The organism is Acetobacter suratthaniensis, from assembly GCF_017377745.1.
Taxonomy (GTDB): Bacteria; Pseudomonadota; Alphaproteobacteria; order Acetobacterales; family Acetobacteraceae; genus Acetobacter; species Acetobacter suratthaniensis.
Window position 1 is genome coordinate 1 of the sequence record NZ_JAFVMG010000010.1, and the last position, 15812, is coordinate 15812.

The 15812-nt window shown below is 58.1% G+C and carries 14 protein-coding genes and 1 pseudogene; 6 read left to right on the top strand and 9 right to left on the bottom strand.

Annotated features, from left to right (window positions below):
• The 3 genes and pseudogenes from glyA to J2D75_RS09800 form a co-directional block, all read left to right on the top strand.
• Positions 1 to 361 (top strand): annotated as a pseudogene (glyA, locus tag J2D75_RS09785) (serine hydroxymethyltransferase); the annotation flags it as partial.
• Positions 362 to 591: 230 nt separating this feature from the next.
• On the top strand, positions 592 to 1179 hold the full coding sequence (locus J2D75_RS09790) for an EAL domain-containing protein (RefSeq protein WP_207854647.1): 588 nt from the start codon (positions 592 to 594) through the stop codon (positions 1177 to 1179).
• Between the two features lie 244 nt (positions 1180 to 1423).
• Entirely contained in the window at positions 1424 to 2896 is a 1473-nt protein-coding gene (locus J2D75_RS09800; RefSeq protein WP_207854649.1) for a methyl-accepting chemotaxis protein, read from the top strand.
• Between the two features lie 88 nt (positions 2897 to 2984).
• Here J2D75_RS09800 and J2D75_RS09805 read toward each other — a convergent pair whose 3' ends face one another.
• Positions 2985 to 3917 (bottom strand): LysR family transcriptional regulator, encoded by a 933-nt coding sequence (locus J2D75_RS09805; protein WP_265782888.1) that lies wholly within the window; start codon positions 3915 to 3917, stop codon positions 2985 to 2987.
• 172 nt (positions 3918 to 4089) lie between these two features.
• On the opposite strand from J2D75_RS09805, the gene J2D75_RS09810 reads away from it, so the two are divergent.
• The 3 genes from J2D75_RS09810 (at position 4090) to arfB (ending at position 5989) form a co-directional block, all read left to right on the top strand.
• Positions 4090 to 4677: a PadR family transcriptional regulator gene (locus tag J2D75_RS09810; RefSeq protein WP_207854651.1), complete on the top strand. Its 588-nt coding sequence runs from the start codon at positions 4090 to 4092 to the stop codon at positions 4675 to 4677.
• 30 nt (positions 4678 to 4707) lie between these two features.
• Positions 4708 to 5493 (top strand): siderophore-interacting protein, encoded by a 786-nt coding sequence (locus J2D75_RS09815; protein WP_207854652.1) that lies wholly within the window; start codon positions 4708 to 4710, stop codon positions 5491 to 5493.
• A 73-nt stretch (positions 5494 to 5566) separates the two neighbouring features.
• Entirely contained in the window at positions 5567 to 5989 is a 423-nt protein-coding gene (arfB, locus tag J2D75_RS09820; protein WP_207854653.1) for an alternative ribosome rescue aminoacyl-tRNA hydrolase ArfB, read from the top strand.
• Positions 5990 to 6090: 101 nt separating this feature from the next.
• Here the strand turns inward: arfB and argE are convergent, their stop codons facing one another.
• The 8 genes from argE to J2D75_RS09860 form a co-directional block, all read right to left on the bottom strand.
• Positions 6091 to 7245, bottom strand: a complete 1155-nt coding sequence (gene argE, locus J2D75_RS09825) for an acetylornithine deacetylase (RefSeq protein ID WP_207854654.1) — start codon at positions 7243 to 7245, stop codon at positions 6091 to 6093.
• A complete protein-coding gene (locus J2D75_RS09830) occupies positions 7242 to 8867 on the bottom strand; it encodes a GMC family oxidoreductase (RefSeq protein WP_207854655.1) in 1626 nt (541 codons plus the stop codon). Before J2D75_RS09830 ends, argE begins: the two co-directional genes overlap by 4 nt.
• Positions 8867 to 10261 (bottom strand): purine-cytosine permease family protein, encoded by a 1395-nt coding sequence (locus tag J2D75_RS09835; RefSeq protein WP_207854656.1) that lies wholly within the window; start codon positions 10259 to 10261, stop codon positions 8867 to 8869. The genes J2D75_RS09830 and J2D75_RS09835 overlap by 1 nt, the downstream gene beginning before the upstream one ends.
• Positions 10262 to 10374: 113 nt before the next feature.
• The gene (locus tag J2D75_RS09840) at positions 10375 to 10782 is read right to left on the bottom strand and encodes a RidA family protein (protein WP_207854657.1); all 408 of its coding nucleotides are present in this window, start codon (positions 10780 to 10782) and stop codon (positions 10375 to 10377) included.
• Between the two features lie 207 nt (positions 10783 to 10989).
• On the bottom strand, positions 10990 to 12474 hold the full coding sequence (locus tag J2D75_RS09845) for an aldehyde dehydrogenase (protein WP_243428668.1): 1485 nt from the start codon (positions 12472 to 12474) through the stop codon (positions 10990 to 10992).
• Positions 12471 to 13730, bottom strand: a complete 1260-nt coding sequence (locus J2D75_RS09850) for a flavin-containing monooxygenase (RefSeq protein WP_207854658.1) — start codon at positions 13728 to 13730, stop codon at positions 12471 to 12473. The genes J2D75_RS09845 and J2D75_RS09850 overlap by 4 nt, the downstream gene beginning before the upstream one ends.
• Positions 13731 to 13846: 116 nt before the next feature.
• Entirely contained in the window at positions 13847 to 14524 is a 678-nt protein-coding gene (locus tag J2D75_RS09855) for a DUF1028 domain-containing protein (RefSeq protein ID WP_207854659.1), read from the bottom strand.
• Between the two features lie 178 nt (positions 14525 to 14702).
• Positions 14703 to 15761 carry a M14 family metallopeptidase gene (locus J2D75_RS09860; protein ID WP_207854660.1) on the bottom strand — a complete coding sequence of 353 codons (1059 nt, stop codon included), beginning with the start codon at positions 15759 to 15761 and terminating at the stop codon, positions 14703 to 14705.
• Between the last annotated feature and the right edge of the window lie 51 nt (positions 15762 to 15812).

The following is a 15812-nucleotide window of genomic DNA, read 5'->3' on the forward strand; positions in this document are numbered from 1 at the left end:
TGGCTTCGACATCGTGACGGGTGGCACGGACTCGCACCTGCTTCTGGTTGATCTGCGGCCCAAGAAGGTGACGGGCAAGGCAGCGGAACACGCGCTGGAACGTGCTGGCATTACGGCCAACAAGAACGCTATTCCGTTTGACCCGGAAAAGCCCGCGATTACGTCTGGCGTGCGCCTTGGCAGCCCGGCGGCGACAGCTCGTGGTTTCCGTGAAGCCGAGTTCCGCCAGATTGGCGAGATGATTGATGAAGTGCTGAGCGCACTCGCCGCCTCCGGTGGTGAAGGCGATGCGAGCGTGGAGCAGGCGGTGCATGCCCGCGTCAAAGCTCTTTGCGCGCAGTTCCCGATCTATAAACGATAAGAACTCCGCATTTCAGAGTGAGGAAAAGGCGTGGGGGAAACCCCGCGCCTTTTCTGTTTGCAACCTGTGCAAAGCGTGAGGTTGGCGCTGCGCTGCGGCCATAAGGCGGTAGAGGGTGTTCTGTGCACGCCATATTTCAGAGCGACATCTGACGCCGCAGCCTGTTCTTCCGTTATGAGTTTGTGCGCTGTTTCGGCTTCATGGGGCTTGAGCTTGGCAGGGCAGCCCATATGAATGCCTCGCCCGCGCGCCAGTCTGCGCCTTTCGGCGGTGCGTTCACGAAGAAGCGCGCGCTCAAATTCGGCAAAAATGGTCAGGATCATGCGGCCTGCGGCGGATGTCGTATCGGCCCTGTGGACGGGGCGCCTCAGGCTGGCAGTTTTTTGCTGATCAGCCCTGTCGGGCTTGAAGCGGTTAATGGTCTGGGCGGGTGCCATGTCGGGGGAGAGGTGATCTTTCAGGTGGCGGAGCAGTTGCGCCGGGCCTGTCAGGAGCAGGTAAGCCATGTCGGGCGGCTGGAAATCGAAATAACCGGGGCAGCCGCCCTATCTCAGGATGAGGATGTTCTGGCTGATCTGCATCAGGTGCATGCAATGGTGGTGCGCCTTTCGTTAGATGATTTTGGTTCGGGTTACTGGTCTTTTTCGCACCTGCGGGCATTTTTTGTTGGTAAGATCAAGATTGATGCTGCCTTCGTGCGCGATGTCGCAGCAAGGCACGGAATGGGCCGCCGTGGTGAAAGCTGCGGCCGACATTGGTCTACGGCTTGGTATTCCCGTTGTGGCCGAGTGCGTCGAAACAGAAGAACAGTTTCATAGCATTGTATTGGAAGGACGCACGGAGGCGCAGGGGTATTTTATTTCAACCCTGAAGCCCTCTGCCCGTGCTCTGGATACTATAAACATCCTTAATGGAAATGAAAGCAGCGCTTCCTTTGTTAAAGGGGATGAAATGGATATTTATATTTCAGGTTCTGGCAGGTTAAAAGAAATTTACAGCAGGTAAACGTTTGCATTTTGTTTTGAACATGATTAACGTTTTCGTGAAGCAGGAGTGCATATCATGATTGATCTCAAAAAGGCGCTTCCTACGTGGAATAGCGCGGATCAGAAAATCGGCCAAAGTGTATGGAGCGCCGTTAACGGCGATCTGGAAAAAATTCTCCTGCGTGCCTACAGGGCATCAGATTCCAGTCTTCAGGTCATGAAAAGTGATGTTCTGGCCGAAGAAGTGAAGAAATTTTCCTATATCAGTCAGGGGAATTTCTGCGATGATTATTTTGCCGTGCAGGAACATATTGCCAACCGTCTGGCGGGAGAGGTGGATTATATCCGCTATCTCAGTCAGGTTTATGCACAGTATGTGAGCGGCCTTGTTGAGAGTCTTGTAAAGAAAAAGTCCCTGTTTAGTGGTAACAGGAACCAGCTTATCGAGTCACTTATAAAGTCCGTTATGTCAGATATATCCGTTGTGATGTATCATTACTTCATTCAGCTTAATAAAGCGGCGGATGAAGCCCGTGCGGCGGCTCAGGCGGAACGTGAGCAGCGCGCAGCGGAAGACCGTAACGTGATTGCGGTTATTACCGAAGCGCTGGCGGCCCTGTCCGATGGGGATCTGACCTACCGGATCGATAGCGGTATGCCAGAGCGGGTTGAGGTGTTGAAGGAAAATTTCAATGCCATGGCCGAGCGTCTTGAAGATACCATGAAGCGGATTTCTGGCAATACGCAGGATGTCATGGCTAATGCCGATGGCATCCGTCAGAGTAGTGATGATCTGTCCCGCAGGACAGAGCAGCAGGCCGCAACACTGGAAGAGACTTCTGCTGCTCTGGCATTGGTCACGCGCAGAATCCGCCAGACCACGGAAGAAACGCAGCAGGCCCATAAACTGGCCGACGCCGCACGGAGCGATGCCATACAGTCTGCCACGGTTGTGCAGAACACGGTTGACGCGATTAACAAGATTGAGAAATCATCCGAGGAAATCGCGAGTATTGTCGATATCATCGGCAATCTGTCCTTCCAGACTAATATTCTTGCACTGAACGCCAGTGTTGAGGCGGCGCGTGCGGGTGAGGTGGGGCGTGGTTTTGCTGTTGTGGCAAGCGAAGTGCGTGTTCTGGCCCAGCGTTCAGCCGAGGCGGGGAAAGATATTTCCGCTCTTGTCAGCCGGTCTGGTACGCATGTGGCGGCAGGCGTTTCGCTGGTGCGCGAAACGGGAGAACTGTTGCAGCGGATTGTGGCGCAGATTCAGGATATTAATGTGCTGGTCTCGAATATCGCTTCAGCCGCGCAGGAGCAGTCATCCAGTATGAGCCAGATTGGCATTGCCATGACGGACATGGAGCAGACGACACAGCAGAATGCAGCGGTGGCTGAGGAAAGTGCTGCCGCCAGCCATAATCTTGCTACCATGTCCGATGAGCTTGCGCGTCTGGTTGCGCAGTTTAGGCTTGATGGACTTTCGTCGCAGCCCGCCCGCCAGATTGGCAGAGCGGCTTCGCGCAATGGTAATCTGCGATTGCGTTAAATATCCTGCATAGTGCGGGGTGTTGAGATAAAAATCGTTTTGTGACCGGGTGTTTTTCTCTCGGTCACATACGGTTTTCCTGTGCGCCTCAGTCGCTATCGTCAGCGGTTGTGCCGGGAAGCGGCTGGCCTGAAAGCTCGCGCAGGCACATATCAACAAAAGCGGAAACCCTGAGCGGTAGCCTTTGCTCCGTAATGGTAAACAGCCCATAGACAAGGGGTGCGCAACTATCGGTTAACGCCAGATAGGATAATGGCTTGTCATCAAGGGCGCGCTGGTTGCGCGGGCGGGCATTGCCCATGCCAAAGCCAACCCCGCGGGCAGCCAGACTGCGGATAACATCCATGCTCGGATAATGGCCCGCGATCCGGGGCGTGATGCCAGCACTGGAAAAAAGCTGTAAAAAATAATCGCGCGAAAAAGGCAGATCGAGCAGTAGAAAAGGCTCTCCCGCCAGATCCCGCAGGTGAATACGCTTTTTTCGGGCGAAAGGATGATCGGCCGAGGTAAAGACGTAAGGCGGCAAGGCGGAGAGTGGCTGAAAGCTGATGGCGGGCGGCACGGTCATATTATAACTGATCATGACCGAAATTTCGCCCCCACGGAGCTTGTCGCTCAGTTCCTCATGATCTCCCGCGACAACGTGCAGGCGCGCTTCTGGGTAGGTGGAACTGAAACGCTGAATAAGATCAGGGGCCAGAAGCGGGAAAAGCGTGGTCATGCAGCCTACGGTCACATCACCCTGCACACGGCCCAGCATACCATTGAGCGAACTGCCCAGTTCCTGCGCCTGAAGCAGCAGGGTGCGGGCTTCTTCCAGCACAACACGGCCTTCGGGCGTGAGGGCCAGCCCCTGCGCATGGTGCCGGATAAAGAGCGATACCCCGAATACGCTTTCCAGATGGGCAATGGCGGCTGATATGGCGGGCTGCGAAATCGGGATCAGCCGGGAGGCCTGTACGATGGAGCCTGTTTCGGCTGTGGCGACGAAATATTCGATCTGCCGCAGGGAAAACTTCACGTGTGGCACTCCATGCTGAAACCGGGCGCAGAAGGTTTTTTCGCAGAATCCAGAGATTTTTTCAACAGAATTGCCATTTTTGATCTGTGCGGGCAGCGGGAGCGGAGGGGCAATAAAGATCATATCTCGATATATCTTGACGTACGATATATCGAGATATACGTATTGCGATATGAAACACAGAAACAGACATGACAGCGGTCGTAACCGCTGGTTTTTCTCTCCCGAAGGGCATGCGGGTTCCGCGCCCGATGGGCGGCATGGTGGCAGGGGCGGCCGAGGTGGTGGCCGTCATAGGCACAGATTGTTCGATTATGGCGAGATGCGTCTGCTCGTTCTGAGCCTGATTTCGGAAAAACCTACATATGGATACGAACTGATCCGAACCATAGAAGAGCGTTTTGCAGGCAGTTATACGCCAAGCCCCGGCGTAATCTATCCGACACTGACCTGGCTGGAAGAGGCCGGTTACGCAACACCGGTGGAGGAAGATGGGCGCAAGCACTATCACATTACCCCGCAGGGTACAGCGTTTCTTGAGGGTAGCCGTGCGGCAGTGGAGGAAATTCTCTCCCGTGTGGCGCGTGGTGCGCCAGAAGGACGGGGCGGGCGACATGCACCTGTGCCGGTCGTGCGGGCCATGGAAAATCTCAAAACTTCATTGCGCCTGCGCTTTCGCAACGGGGGGATGGATGCACAGACCGAAGAAAAAATCGCTGCACTGATTGACGAAGCCGCAGGCGCGATTTCCCGCCTTTGAAGGCGTGGGTATTCAGGGAAAAGGAGTGCGATGATGCAAAAACAGGTAGACCCGTCTGGGTGCAATGCCCCTGAAATCCACCGTGTGCGGCATGAACTGCGGCGTCGTTGTCTTGAGGTTGTTTCGGTCATTCGGTTGACCCCCCATATGATCCGGGTGACGCTCAGCGGGCCGGATTTGCAGGGTTTTGTCAGTGCTTCTCCTGATGATCACATCAAGATTTTTATTCCCGGTCTCGATGGAGCGCCAGTGCGCAGGGACTATACGCCACGGCGGTATGATCCTGTTGCGGGTACGCTGGTGCTGGATTTCGTCAATCATGAGGGTGGCCCTGCCGCTACGTGGGCGCGTGCTGCCCGCCCCGGAGACCGGCTGGATATAGGCGGGCCAAAAGGGTCGCAGGTCATTGCCGGGCCGGTGGATCGCTGGTTGCTGATTGGCGATGAAACAGCGCTGCCTGCCATTGGCCGCCGGGTGGAGGAACTGCCCGGACAAGCCCATGTCACCACGGTTGTGACAGTGCCGGGCGTGGAGGATGAGCAGGTTTTTGCAACGGCGGCCCATCATCATGCGCACTGGGTACACAGGCCTATAGAACGGGCAGATGAGGCGGATTCAATTCTGGCAGCCCTTGAAAAACTTCCTATCCCAGAAAGCTGTTTTATCTGGGTCGGGGCTGAGGCACAGGTCGCCCGTGCGGTGCGGCTGTATCTTGTGCAGCAGCGGGGCGTGCCAGTGCAATGGATCAAGGCTTCAGGCTACTGGGTCAAAGGCCGCGCTGATTCTTCGGTCAAGGATCTGACGGCAGAAGGTTGAGCGGGCTGCCGTGGTAGTGGTGACGTACCGTCCGGCATGGCCTGCGGGGGGCAAAGCATGATATGCAGCGCACATGGCCATTCCTATTTCCCCCGGACTGTTTCTGGCAGAGAGCGAGCTTGAGTTCAGCTACATTCTGGCTTCTGGCCCCGGTGGGCAGAATGTCAACAAGGTTGCGACAGCCGCCCAGCTGCGTTTTGATGCCGCGCGCTCTCCGTCTCTCCCTGAGAGGGTACGTGTCCGCCTGCTGGAACTGGCAGGGAGCCGTGCCACGCGTGATGGGGTGATTGTGATTACCGCGCGGCGTTTTCGCACACAGCAGCGTAATCGTGAGGATGCGATAGAGCGGCTTGCCGCCTTGCTGCGTGAGGCAACGCATCGTCCGACATTTCGTGTGGCAACCCGCCCAAGCCGGGCGGCTCGCCAGCGCAGGCTTGATGGTAAAAGCCACCGCTCTGCCATCAAACGGGGGCGTTCGGCCTCCTATGATGACTAAATTGAAAAAATTTCTTTGTATGGAATGAGCTTTTAACGGCTCTGCAGCTCCGGGCGGGGTGTGGGGCAACACCGCCGCCGCGGATGGTCTGCTTTTATGCCCTAGAGCAGGGTTTCCACAATGCGTTTGACAAAACATTCGCCTGCATCAAGCTCTTCAGGCAGGATATATTCATCTGCTTTATGGGCGCGATCAATGGAGCCGGGGCCACAGACAACAACCGGCATGTTCAGATATTCATTGAACAGGCCACCTTCTGTTCCAAATCCGATGCGCGATGCCCTGTTGTCGCCCGTAATGCGCATGATGTCGCGCAGGAAGGATTCCTCCTCTGAGGTATCGAGACCGGGATAGGCGTTGAGCGTCTCGATTTCGATGCGGGCATGAGGCCGCTCAACACAGAGCTGTGTGGCGTGCTCTTGCAGGCGGTCAAGCCATGGTTGGGGATCAGCGCCGGGGAGCAGGCGCATTTCAAACTGTACATCGCACAGGTCAGGCACGATATTGAGAGCAACCCCACCCCGGATCAGGCCGACCTGCATGGTGCTGTAAGGTACTTCGAAATGGTCGTCTGCAGCACCATTGGTTTTGAGGTCTTCCTGCAAGTGCTCAATGGTTTTGATCATATCCGCTGCAAGGGAAATGGCATTGCACCCACGATCAGGATTGGCGGAATGGGCGGCAAGGCCGTGGCAGCTAATTTTAGCCGCCAGCTTGCCTTTATGCCCGGAAATGACATGCAGGCTTGTCGGTTCACCAATAACGCAGCCCCGCGCCTTGAAACCCTGCGCCGCCAGGTCCCGTAGCATGGAGTGAACACCCACACAGCCGATTTCCTCATCATGGGAAAAGGCAAGATGCAGCGGTGCGCGCAGGGTTGTGCGGTGGGCGGCATGGTGGGCGGCTGTGAGCATACAGGCCAGAAAGCCTTTCATGTCGCTGGTGCCGCGTCCATACAGCTTGCCGTCACGCTCGGTCATGGCAAAGGGGTCTGTCGTCCATGGCTGGCCTTCGACAGGCACCACATCGCTATGGCCAGACAGCACGATGCCGTCATCCGTTTCTGGCCCGATACTGGCAAACAGGTTGAACCGGCCGGTCTGCTCCCCCGGCACCCGCAGGCAGCGAGCACCAAGGTTGCGTAGAAATGCCTCGATCCAGTCAATCAGTTCCACATTTTCCGTGCGGCACAGTGTTGGAAATGCAATCAGCTTTTCCAAAATGGCACGGGTGGACAGGGGGGCGGGCGCGTTCATGCCAGTTCCGACAGGATCATGTCGGCGGCCTTGTCACCGATCATCATGGTCGGGGCGTTGGTGTTGCCACTGATCAGGGTTGGCATGATGGAGGTATCTGCTACGCGTAGCCCTTTCAGGCCCCGCACTTTCAGGTCAGGGGTCAGCACGCTGGCATCATCCGATCCCATGCGGCATGTACCCGAGGGGTGGAATACCGTGCTGGCGGTGGCACGCAGATATGCCATGAGTTCGGCATCGGTCTGGAGTGCGGCGACAGGCGCCATTTCCTTGCCGCGAATACCATCAAAAGCAGAAGCCCGCAGGATACGCCGCGCCAGCTTGATGCCTTCGAGCAGCACCAGCGCATCGCGCTCATCAGACAGGAAGTTGAAGTCGATTTCCGGCGCACGGCTGCCATCGCGTGTCAGGCGAATACTGCCACGGCTCTGGGGGCGCAGTACGCAGGTATGCAGGGCAAAACCGTGGCCCCACTCAAACAGCCGCCCGCGATGGCTGCGGTAGCCGGGCACGAAGTGGAACTGCACATCCGGCACGCCCTGAGCGTAGCGGGTAGAGGCAAAACCCCCTGCCTCCACGTAGTTTGTTGTCAGCCAGCCCTTGCGCTTGAGCAGGAACTGAAGCGGCGCAGGCAGCACGGAACCCAGAGAGGCGCGTGAAAAACCCAGTGTTGTGGCTGAGCCTGAACGCAGGGTTACAAGCCCGTCGATATGGTCTTGCAGGTTGCAACCGACCTGCGGCAGATCAGCTACCACAGGCACGCCGGATTCCAGCAGTTGCGCGGCATTGCCAATGCCCGAGGCCATAAGCAGGTGGGGCGAGCCAATGGCCCCGGCAGACAGAATGGTTTCGCGGTGAGCACGCAGGACATGAAACTGCCCGTTATGTTCTACGGTTACACCCTGCACACTCTGCCCGTCCGTTACCAGAGAGGCTACCCGGCAGTTGGTCAGCACATGCAGGTTGGGGCGTGAGCGTACGGGCGCTACAAAAGCACGGTAGGCGCTCAGGCGTTTTCCATCTTTCTGGGTAACATTGTAAATGCCAACCCCTTCAAGCTGTGCACCGTTGAAATCGGCGTTTTCTTTCAACCCGACTTCTTCAGCGGCCTGAATGAACAGGCGCGACACACCAAGTGGGTCTCGAGGCTGATCGACAATCAGTTCGCCTCCCGTGCCGTGAAAATGCGGGTCTTGATGCAGGCGGTTGTCTTCCTCACGCATGAAGTATTTCAGCACGGAGTCATAACCCCAACCGGTACAGCCAAGGCTTTCCCAGTGATCGTAATCCGAGCGTGCGCCACGGATATAGATCATGCTGTTCATGGAGGATGAGCCACCGAGCATCCGCCCGCGAGGTACATGAATGCGCCGGTTATCCAGATGTGCCTGTGGGGTGGAATAATACTGATAGGTGTATTTCTGGCTCTTGTAGAGCGAAATGGTGCCTGCCGGTACATGAATGCGCGGCGTGTTGTCTGGCCCGCCCGCTTCAATCAGCGCCACACGCAGGGTGCTGCGTGCACTCAGGCGGTTGGCGAGCACACAGCCCGCAGCGCCCCCGCCCACGATGATGTAGTCGAATTCTGTAGGAAAATCGGCCTGGGTGGTGTGTTTGTTCATTATTCGGCACTCCCGATGGCAGGCTGTCCGGCGCGTTCATGACGCATCATCCAGACATAGAACACGGTGACAAAGATCAGCCCCACGATCCAGGAAATATCGGCTCCCCCCAGCATGTTAGCCACAGGCCCGGTATACAGACCGTTGGAAACAAAGGGGATCTGGATCACGATACCAAATACGTAAGCAATCAGTGCTGGCCAGCAGTAGCGGCCATACACGCCGCCATCGGCCCGGAAGAAGGAGGCCACATCATACTGCCCATGACGGATCAGGTAGAAATCGGCCAGATTGATTGCGGTCCACGGTACCATCACATACAGCAGCAGCAGGATAAAGTTGGTGTATTCTTCCATAAAGTTTGCAGCCGCCCCCAGTGCAATCACCAGCGAGAGACTGGCCAGCACAATGGCCGTGCCAGCACGGCCCATATGGGTTGCTTTCCATGAAGGAATGAGTGTCTGCACAACCGTAATGGCCGAGAGCGCACCACAATACAGGTTCATGGCGTTGGTGCAGGCAATACCCAGTGAAAGCACGGGAATAATGAACAGCGCCAGAGAGCCAACCTGTGTTGTCAGGGTGCTGACAACATCACCCCCGGCGGCGATCACGCCCAGAAGTGCGCCGAGGATCATGGGAAAGAGCGAGCCGAGTACGCAGCCCCAGTAGCTGGCCAGAAAAGCCTGACGGCTGCCTGTGCCGGGCGGCAGATAGCGCGAATAATCCGAAACATAGGGTGCATAGGCGATCTGCCACAGAGCCGCTGTGGAAAGCCCGCCCAGAAAGCCCGAAATGGTGAATGTACCGTGCGAAAGCGTTGCGGAAGAAACCCCATTCACACCCAAAATCCAGATAAAGCACAGAGCGAGCGCCAGACCGGAAATGATGGTCATCAACCGTGTGTAGGCGTGGATCAGATCATGGCCGTAAATGGTGGCCACAAGGCTGATCAGCCCCAGCAGCACGATACAGGCTTTTTCGGGCAGGAAGGTTGCTACCGTGTGGAGCGACTGCCCGCCCAGCACAAGGTTGGAAGCAAAGAAACCGACATACATCACCACCACAAGGCAGATAACCGCCATAGCCCCAATGGAGCCGAACTGGCCGCGGGTCTGCACCATCTGCGGCACACCAAGCTGAGGCCCCTGCGCGGCATGCAGCGCCATGAACAGGCCACCAATCATGTTGCCCAGCACGGCGGACAGCATGGCAGGCCAGAACGGCTGGTCGAACACCGTGGTGGATAGCGCACCGGTGATGATGGTCAGCATCATGATGTTGGAGCCGAACCATACGGTAAACAGGTCGCGCGGGCGGCCGTGCCGCTGGTCGAGCGGAATCTGGTAAATGGTGTGGGCTTCAGGCCCGCGTGCCGTCGCGGTGTCGGTCATGTAGTGGTTCCTTCCAGTGGCGTCGGGCGACGGAGTTCTGTTTGTGGTGATATCGAAACATTTGGCGCCAAAAGAAACCCCGCAGCCGGTCGGGCGGCGGGGCTGTGTGGCAGTTATTCGCGTTCGGCTATGACATCGACTTCAATCAGCCATTCCGGTCGGGCAAGTGCAACAACCACAAGGCCGGTAAAGACGGGAAAAACGCCTTTCATACGGCGGCCCAGCACGCGGTAGGTTGCTTCGCGGTGGCGGATGTCGGTCAGATACACCGTGACCTTGCAGATATCGGTCAGCTTGGCGCCTGCTTCGGTTAGCAGCAGGGTGATGTTGTCCATGACCTTTTCGGCCTGTGCGATCGGGTCGCCCACGCCAATATTTTCACGGGTATCCAGATCCTGCGGCACCTGACCGCGCAGATAAATGGTGTTGCGCGTGATAACGGCCTGACACAGATCGTTGTCGAGCGCCTGTTCGGGATAGGTGTCCTTGGTGTTGAAAGGACGGAGACGTGTATGGGCCATGGTCTTGTGTTCCCTGTATGAGTTGCTGCGGTGTGGCAGGGGTTGGTATGCCATGCCGCGCTACGCGAACGGGGGCGGGCTGGCAGACACCGGTTGAGGGTACCGGAACCTGCATGACAGCCCGCATGATCCTGTTGCGAGTGTGGAATGTTTTATGGGTTCAGAAAAAGAAGTTATTTCTGATGTTCTGCATCCATAAAGCTGAGGTTAGTACTGAATCCATACGGTTTTCAGCGCCGTGTATTTGTCAAAGCTGTGCAAAGAGAGATCCCGCCCGAAACCAGACTGCTTGACCCCGCCAAATGGCGTCATGACGGAGAGCGCATCCACCGTATTGACCGACACGGTGCCCACCTGCAGGCGCTCGGACAGGTCAAGGGCTCGCCCGATGTCACGCGTCCAGACAGAGGCGGCCAGACCGTAAGGTGTATCATGCGCCAGTGCCAGCGCTTCGTCCTCGGTGCGGAAAGTCTGAATGGCCAGAACCGGGCCAAAGATTTCCTCCCGCGCGATCGGGGCGTCGTGCGGGACATCGGCAAAGACACTCGGCTGGATAAACGCATCCGATGCGCCAATGCGCACCCGTTCACCCCCGGCCACAAGGCGCGAGGTGGCCCGGCCAGAGGCCAGAAATTCCGCCACCCGTCCGGCATGGCGGGCATCAACCATCGCCCCCATGCGCGTTGCGGGGTCGAGCGGGTTGCCGGGTACAATGGCCTCGGCGTGCTGGCGCATCCGCTCAATCATCTCTTCGGCACTATCCGCATGCACCAGCATGCGCGAATTGGCTGAACAGACTTCGCCCTGATTGAAGAAAATACCAAAGGCGGCCTTGTTGGCTGCTGCCTCCAGATCGGCATCAGGAAAAATGATGTTGGGGCTTTTGCCACCGGTTTCCAACCAGACCGGCTTCATGTTGCTCTCGCCCGCATAGCGCATGAACAGCTTGCCCACATCGGTCGATCCGGTGAACACGAGGCAGTCCACATCGTTATGGCGGCCCAGAGCCTGCCCGGCTTCCTCGCCAAAGCCCGGCACGACGTTCAGTACACCATCGGGCAGGCCAGCTTTTGAGGCCAGTTCGGCCAGAAGCAGCGCTGAAAGCGGGGACTGTTCAGCCGGTTTGAGCACCACCGAGTTACCGGCAGCCAGTGCTGGCGCCAGTTTCCAGATTGCCATATCCAGCGGGAAGTTCCACGGAACAACGGCCCCCACAACCCCAAGCGGCATACGGCGGATCATGGCGACATCCCGCCCGCCGGTGGGGGCGATTTCGTCATAGATCTTGTCGATGGCCTCGGCATGCCATTGCAGGAAATGGGCCGAACCCGGCACATCCACTGTCATGGTTTCCGTAATGGGTTTGCCCATGTCGAGCGTATCGAGCAGGGCAAATTCCTCGTGATGCTCATGAATAAGGGCGACAAGGCGTAGCAGCGTATCCTTGCGGGCCGTGGGGGTGAGGCGCGACCAGCGGCCATCGGCAAAGGCGTTCCGGGCCGCTTTTACCGCCCGGTCGATATCCTCTGCCCCACCGCGTGCAACCTGTGTCAGCACCTGCGCCGTAGCGGGGTTGATGCTGTCGAAGCACGCACCGGAGGCGGCATCCACAAACCGCCCGTTGATCCAGCAGCGGTTGCGCAGGGTCAGGCGTGCGGCCTGATCAGTATAGTGGGACAGGCTTTGCATCATGCGTCCTTATCGGCTGGTTGATAGGCCATGTAGCCGCGCTGCTTGGCAATGTGATCGGCAATGTATTTCGCATCATGCCACACACCCCAGATAAAGGAGGAGCCACGCCGTGTCTGCCAGGGCAGACCCAGAAAATACACGCCCGGTTCGGTGGAGACACCGCGCTGGTGGCGCGGGCGGCCGGTATCATCCAGCGCTTCAACCTTCAGCCAGCCATAATCCACGCCAAAACCCGTGGCCCAGATAACGGTGCCAATACCGGCTTCCTTCAGGTTCAGTTCCAGCAGCGGGTTTGTCACGCAGGCGGGATCAGGCAGGAAGGTGTGGGCTTCGGGTTCGGGCGGCAGGTCGAGGCCGTTGCGGGTGACATAAGCATCGGCCTCGCCCAGCAGGGACAGGTAGTTGGCATCGCCCCGGGCGATGTTCTGTGCCAGATCGGGGGCAAAGCTCAGCACGCCATCGCGGCAGGTTTCCGTCCGGCCAAGCAGGGTCATGCCTTCAGCCGCAAGGCGGCGGAAATCAACCGTATGCCCGCCATTGGCACCGCTGACGGCAATGGTGGTGTGTTCAACACCCGGCGTTGCTTCTGCATCCCATTTGTTCAGAACACCCAGCCACCAGACAAAATCGCGCCCACGGTAGCTGCGCGGCGGACGGTCATGCGGGCCAACGGACAGGTAGACCTTGCGGCCAGCGCGCATGAGTTCTTCAGCGATCTGCACGCCAGAAGACCCTGCCCCCACAACCAGAACAGCCCCTTCGGGCAACTGTTCGGGGTTACGGTAACTGGCTGAGTGGATCTGAATAAAATCGGAGGTCTCAGGAATAAGGGGCGGAATGACAGGAATCTGAAATGGCCCCGTAGCCGCCACAACGGCTTCGGCTTCGATGATCCCTTGTGAGGTTTCAACCGTAAAGCCCGTGCGTCCGGCATTGCGGCGGACATCCTTGACATCCACACCACAGCGGATCGGCGCCTGAATAACGCTGGCGTAATCGGCCAGATAGTCGGCCACGCGCTCTTTGGGTACGAAATCATCCGGGCCATCATTGGAAAATTCAAGACCGGGAAAGCGATCATGCCATGCCGGGCCGTTGGCCACCAGCGAATCCCAACGGCAGCTCCGCCAGCGTTCGGCAATGCGGTCGCGCTCAAGCACAAGATGGTCGATACCGTAAGCGCGCAGGTGTTCGCTCATGGCAATTCCGGCCTGACCGGCGCCCACAACGAGGACTTCGGTTTTTTCGACGGACATGACCGTCTCCTTTTGCAGGGCTGCGTTTGTATTCAAAAGCAGCTTATTGATGTCATATCGAAACGAATTAGAGCGGGCGGGCGCTTATCCGTTTCACAGGTCAGTGGAGCCGGGGGCTATTCGTCGCCCGGCACACCATAGGAAGGAGCCGCTTCAGGGTTGAGGCAGCGCGTGACGTAGTCGTGCATCTGCGGTGCCCAGACATCCCACAGGGTGTTCAGGCGTGTAATGGGGTCTTCATCCCAATCCACACGCAGGTCGGCCAACGGCCATTTTTCACGATCAACCACCAGCAGTCCGGCTGATTTCACAGGGCCAGCCTCTCCTCCGGCGGCAATACCCGCCTGCATGGCGCGGATCACACGCAGGCCGAGTTCCGCCTGCGGGTCGGACTGGGTAAAGCTGTCTGCAATGGCCTGTGGTACGGCGGTGCTGGCCAGCAGGTTGCCCGCGCAGGCCACGTCCGCGCCATTGAAATGGGCATTAAGCCCCAGCGCTTTTTCACCAGACCACAGGGCGGTGCGTCCATCCCGGTCGATCAGGCTCATCTGGCGATAGGCCGGATAGGTGCAGCGGCGGCTGATGATGTCACGCGCCTGCTCGGCGGAAGCGCCAGCCTCCATCAGATCCAGCGCCCAAGGGCCAAGGCGGGGGTCTGTAACGTTCTGCGTAGTGACAGCCCCAACACCCGCGCGGGCAAAGGCGCAGCGTGCTGCCACAGCCGGAGAGGAGGATGAAACAGCGACAGCAAACTGGCCGGTGCGAGAACAGCGCGCAACAATGGAAAAGGTCATGGTTTCGGTGTCTCTTTAATAAGAAAACAAAGGCTGTCAGGGCAGGAAGCTCCGGCAACAGATAAAACGTAACACCATTATTTTGACACCGGAACATTGACTTTCCGGGGCGCTGGTTCTGTTTTTCTGATGCTAATAAGCGCAAGACATCAGGGAATTATGGGGTGCAGAAAAGGGGCTAAAGTGTTTGCTCGGCAGGCTGTGCCAGACGCACGGCCGTATGCCCACGGCGCACCCGGAAATTGGGCATGACCAGCATGCAGTTATCGTACGGGGTGCGGATTTCATCCGGCCCATCCAGAGCAATGACCGTGCCAGCAGAAGGAATGATCTCGGCGCTGTCATAGGGGCGTACAAAAGCGAAGGCCGCCGTATGGGCCTGAACGCAATCTGTAACGGTTGCTGTTTTCACAACTGTTTTTTTAGACAGAGCATTTTTCATGTCCTGTGTATTGGTGCTTGTGGCATCTGTCAGGCCGGTGAACTGCCGTACGGCCAGCAGCGCCATCTGGGCTGCACTCTGGCTCCAGTGCTGGCCGGTTTCCAGCAGGCAGGCGCGGGCCTGCCCACCTTGCGTGGAAAACCGTTCATAATCAATCAGCCTGCTGCCATCCTGATGGCCGTCATCACGGATCACAAGAGGGGAGGGGGTGAGCGTGTTTGCCAGATGGCAGGCCATGCTGTGGTTACGTTCCTGTCCGCTGTGCAGGAAAAGCGGCGGGCCGGGCCAGAGCATGGAATGCAGATCCAGCAGCAGGTCGGCGGTTTCGATAACGGGCAGCACTTCGCGCAGGCGGCGCATTTCAAGGGAATCATGGTGGGAGTGGATCAGTTCGGGCCGCCACAGGCGGTTCATGTCTTCTTCCACATAGCGTGCGCGGGTGGGGTGCGCGGGGTTGTAGCGTGCATAGGCATCGGGGTTGAGAAAAATCAGACTGAGCCGTCCCTGCCGGGGCTGCGGGCCTTTTTTCAGCAGCGTGTTCAGGGCATAGGCGCCGGAGGGTTCGTTGCCGTGCATCAGGGCGGTTACGACCGTGTGCGGGCCGGGCTGACCGCTTTCAAAGTGATGCACACCGCGCAGGCCACAGTTTCCGGCAAGCCACGGGGTCAGGTCAGGGGGGGGGTATTGGGGAGGGGCTGCGGGGGGTGCGGGCAGGGGCAGGGGCAGGGCGTCTGAGACAGTGCGCACACGCACGCGCCGCCGCCCCGCATGACGGCGTTTGGACGCGCAACTCATATTTTCCCCCTGACGCTAGTCTGCGCACTACCGTCCGGGCCTGTTGGCTTG

Excerpts from the sequence above, each read along its gene's own strand:
- J2D75_RS09790 (WP_207854647.1), top strand. The coding sequence starts at position 592 with ATGAATGCCTCGCCCGCGCGCCAGTCTGCGCCTTTCGGCGGTGCGTTC.
- J2D75_RS09800 (WP_207854649.1), top strand. The coding sequence starts at position 1,424 with ATGATTGATCTCAAAAAGGCGCTTCCTACGTGGAATAGCGCGGATCAG.
- J2D75_RS09810 (WP_207854651.1), top strand. The coding sequence starts at position 4,090 with ATGAAACACAGAAACAGACATGACAGCGGTCGTAACCGCTGGTTTTTC.
- J2D75_RS09815 (WP_207854652.1), top strand. The coding sequence starts at position 4,708 with ATGATGCAAAAACAGGTAGACCCGTCTGGGTGCAATGCCCCTGAAATC.
- arfB (WP_207854653.1), top strand. The coding sequence starts at position 5,567 with ATGGCCATTCCTATTTCCCCCGGACTGTTTCTGGCAGAGAGCGAGCTT.
- argE (WP_207854654.1), bottom strand. The coding sequence starts at position 7,245 with ATGAACGCGCCCGCCCCCCTGTCCACCCGTGCCATTTTGGAAAAGCTG.
- J2D75_RS09830 (WP_207854655.1), bottom strand. The coding sequence starts at position 8,867 with ATGAACAAACACACCACCCAGGCCGATTTTCCTACAGAATTCGACTAC.
- J2D75_RS09835 (WP_207854656.1), bottom strand. The coding sequence starts at position 10,261 with ATGACCGACACCGCGACGGCACGCGGGCCTGAAGCCCACACCATTTAC.
- J2D75_RS09840 (WP_207854657.1), bottom strand. The coding sequence starts at position 10,782 with ATGGCCCATACACGTCTCCGTCCTTTCAACACCAAGGACACCTATCCC.
- J2D75_RS09845 (WP_243428668.1), bottom strand. The coding sequence starts at position 12,474 with ATGATGCAAAGCCTGTCCCACTATACTGATCAGGCCGCACGCCTGACC.
- J2D75_RS09850 (WP_207854658.1), bottom strand. The coding sequence starts at position 13,730 with ATGTCCGTCGAAAAAACCGAAGTCCTCGTTGTGGGCGCCGGTCAGGCC.
- J2D75_RS09855 (WP_207854659.1), bottom strand. The coding sequence starts at position 14,524 with ATGACCTTTTCCATTGTTGCGCGCTGTTCTCGCACCGGCCAGTTTGCT.
- J2D75_RS09860 (WP_207854660.1), bottom strand. The coding sequence starts at position 15,761 with ATGAGTTGCGCGTCCAAACGCCGTCATGCGGGGCGGCGGCGCGTGCGT.